Annotated in this window: 5 protein-coding genes; 1 reads left to right on the forward strand and 4 read right to left on the reverse strand. The window is 71.6% G+C overall.

The genetic code is table 11. From position 1 onward, the window contains the following. On the reverse strand, positions 1 to 548 hold a 548-nt coding region (locus ACFW9D_RS38420; RefSeq protein WP_384630123.1), incomplete at its 3' end, for a biotin carboxylase N-terminal domain-containing protein. Positions 549 to 917: 369 nt separating this feature from the next. Between ACFW9D_RS38420 and ACFW9D_RS38425 the strand changes: the two genes are divergently transcribed. Next, a complete protein-coding gene (locus tag ACFW9D_RS38425; RefSeq protein WP_384630126.1) occupies positions 918 to 1,361 on the forward strand; it encodes a hypothetical protein in 444 nt (147 codons plus the stop codon). Here the strand turns inward: ACFW9D_RS38425 and ACFW9D_RS38430 are convergent. From ACFW9D_RS38430 to ACFW9D_RS38440, 3 genes are all read right to left on the reverse strand, one after another. After that, complete coding sequence (locus ACFW9D_RS38430; RefSeq protein ID WP_188337195.1) at positions 1,330 to 1,944, reverse strand: nucleoside triphosphate pyrophosphatase; 615 nt, start codon at positions 1,942 to 1,944, stop codon at positions 1,330 to 1,332. The two genes, ACFW9D_RS38425 and ACFW9D_RS38430, sit on opposite strands and share 32 nt — an antisense overlap. Positions 1,945 to 1,987: 43 nt before the next feature. Further along, positions 1,988 to 2,116 (reverse strand): morphogenic membrane protein MmpB, encoded by a 129-nt coding sequence (gene mmpB, locus ACFW9D_RS38435; RefSeq protein WP_262928311.1) that lies wholly within the window; start codon positions 2,114 to 2,116, stop codon positions 1,988 to 1,990. Between the two features lie 96 nt (positions 2,117 to 2,212). After that, positions 2,213 to 2,419 (reverse strand): acyl-CoA carboxylase epsilon subunit, encoded by a 207-nt coding sequence (locus ACFW9D_RS38440; protein ID WP_384630128.1) that lies wholly within the window; start codon positions 2,417 to 2,419, stop codon positions 2,213 to 2,215. Between the last annotated feature and the right edge of the window lie 11 nt (positions 2,420 to 2,430).

Below are 2,430 nucleotides of genomic sequence, written 5' to 3' on the forward strand. Positions count from 1 at the left end.
GCCGAGTCGTACAGCTCGGGGACCTCTTCCAGGGTGCGGGCCACCTTCAGACCGCGCCCGCCGCCACCGAACGCGGCCTTGATCGCGATCGGCAGGCCGTGCTCCTCGGCGAACGCCACGACCTCGTCGGCCCCGGAGACCGGGTCGGGGGTGCCCGCGACGAGCGGGGCACCGGCACGCTGCGCGATGTGCCGGGCGGCGACCTTGTCACCCAGGTCCCGGATCGCGTGCGGCGGCGGACCGATCCAGATCAGCCCCGCGTCCAGCACGGCCTGGGCGAACTCGGCGTTCTCCGACAGGAACCCGTAACCGGGATGGATCGCGTCCGCCCCCGAGTCCTTGGCGGCCTGCAGCACCTTGGCCATGTCGAGATAACTGGTGGCCGGGGTGTCACCACCCAGCGCGAAGGCCTCGTCGGCCGCGCGGACGTGCAGAGCGTCCCGATCCGGATCGGCGTAGACAGCAACGCTCGCGATCCCGGCATCCCGGCACGCCCGGGCAACGCGGACAGCGATTTCGCCACGGTTGGCGATGAGCACCTTGCGCACGATGGCTCCCTCCTTGAAACAAGCCGAGTTTAGGGACTGCCGACACGGCACTTCGACCCGTCCCCAATGGTGACCTTGCCCACACGGAGCGTGACTCGAGGCGCGCTCGGCCCCCGAAATCCCTTGTCGTGCCTGGATGTGCGAGATCCCTGGGGACAACCCTAGCCCTGGCGTGTGGTCAAGGTCTCTGTGAGACGGCTCCCCGGCCCGTCGGCTTTCTTTGTGGAGTCCCTACGAATGGCCCAACGATTCTTTGCCTTGGGCAGAACCCTTGTCCCGAGGTTTACCCGTTAGTAGCGTTCGCGAGGCAGTGAACATACTCGGGGTAACAGTCGGTGGAAGTGGGTGGGACCGGTGGCGCGCAGGCCGGTGGCGTGGGTGGCCGCGATCGTTCTGATCGCGGAGGCGCTCGGGATCGTTTTCCTGAACTGGTTCCTGGGCCTGGTGGTCGACCGGCAGGACATGTCGCTCGCGGGCCTCGACCCGCGCGCCATGTCGATCGGCGCGTGGGTCGCGGGCGGTCTGTTCGGTCTCTACCTGGTGCTGTGCGCGCTCGTCCTCGTACGGGCCGCCGTACGGGATCGGGCGCCGGGCGGCTTCGGGCGGATCCTGCTGATCAGCGCGGCCGTGGTGCACGGGCTGCTCGGCGCGTTCTCGATCGGCCTGGTGGGCTGGCTCGCCTTCGTCTTCATGATGGTCGTGCTCGCCCTGATCGTGCTGACCCTGGTCGCGTACGACCGCCACGAGAACGGCGCGGCGGACGGTCCCGCCGCACCTCCGGCTAGTTCGTCCCCGGAGCCCACAACTCCGTGATGCCGACGCCCAGTCGGGCGAGCAGGCGGCGCAGCAGCGGCAGCGAGAGCCCGATGACGTTGCCGTGGTCGCCGTCGATGCCGTCGATGAACGGCGCCGAGAACCCGTCGAGGGTGAAGGCGCCCGCCACGTGCAGCGGCTCGCCCGTGGCGACGTAGGCGGCGATCTCCGCGTCGCTCGGCTCGCCGAAGCGCACCACCGTGGAGGCGGTGCCGGACGCGTACCGGCCGGAGACCGTGTCGTACACGCAGTGGCCGGTCTGGAGGGTGCCGGCGCGGCCGCGCATGGCCTTCCAGCGGGCCGTGGCCTCCTCGGCGTCGGCCGGCTTGCCGAGCGCCTCGCCGTCCAGGTCGAGCACCGAGTCGCAGCCGATCACGACGGCGCCGTGCGCCTCGGGCTTCGCGGCGACGACGGAGGCCTTGGCCTCGGCGAGGGCGAGGGCCAGTTCGGCCGGGGTCGGTGCGGTCACGGCGTCCTCGTCGACCCCGCTGACGATCACCTCGGGCGCGAAGCCGGATTGACGCAGCAGGCCCAGACGGGCGGGGGACTGTGAGGCCAGGATGAGGCGGCGCTGAGCGGTCATGCCGGTCAGGTTAGTGCCGTACGCGGCCGGGTCGCGCCCGCGCTCACAGCAGACCGAGCACGACCATCGCCACGACCATGGCAAGCGCGAGCACGAGGCCCGCGCGGCGCAGCATCTCCTGCGTCTCGCGCAGCTCCTCGGTGGGCTCGTCCTCGGGGTCTGACCACAGCACGCCACCGATACTGCTGGTCGCGCTTGCGGGGCGCCTGAGTACGCGTACTCAGCCGCCCCGGTACGGAAGGACTAATTCCCCCGGGGCCCGGCCGGGCTAGCCGGGCCAGTACGTGCGCGACCAGGTCGTCGGGCCCGGGGCCGGGAGGCGGGGCCGGGCGATCCGGCCCGGGTGGGCCCAGGCGTCCGGCTCCACCGCGGCGGCGGGGGCGTCGGAGACCGCGGCGGCGCGGGCGCGGACGACGGCGAGGGCGGCGGCGAGTTCTTCGGGGGTCGGGTTGCCCCGTACGACCTTGATCACCATGCTGCGGCTCC

The sequence above is a fragment of the Streptomyces sp. NPDC059524 genome (genome assembly GCF_042749255.1).
GTDB lineage: Bacteria > Actinomycetota > Actinomycetes > Streptomycetales > Streptomycetaceae > Streptomyces > Streptomyces xanthii.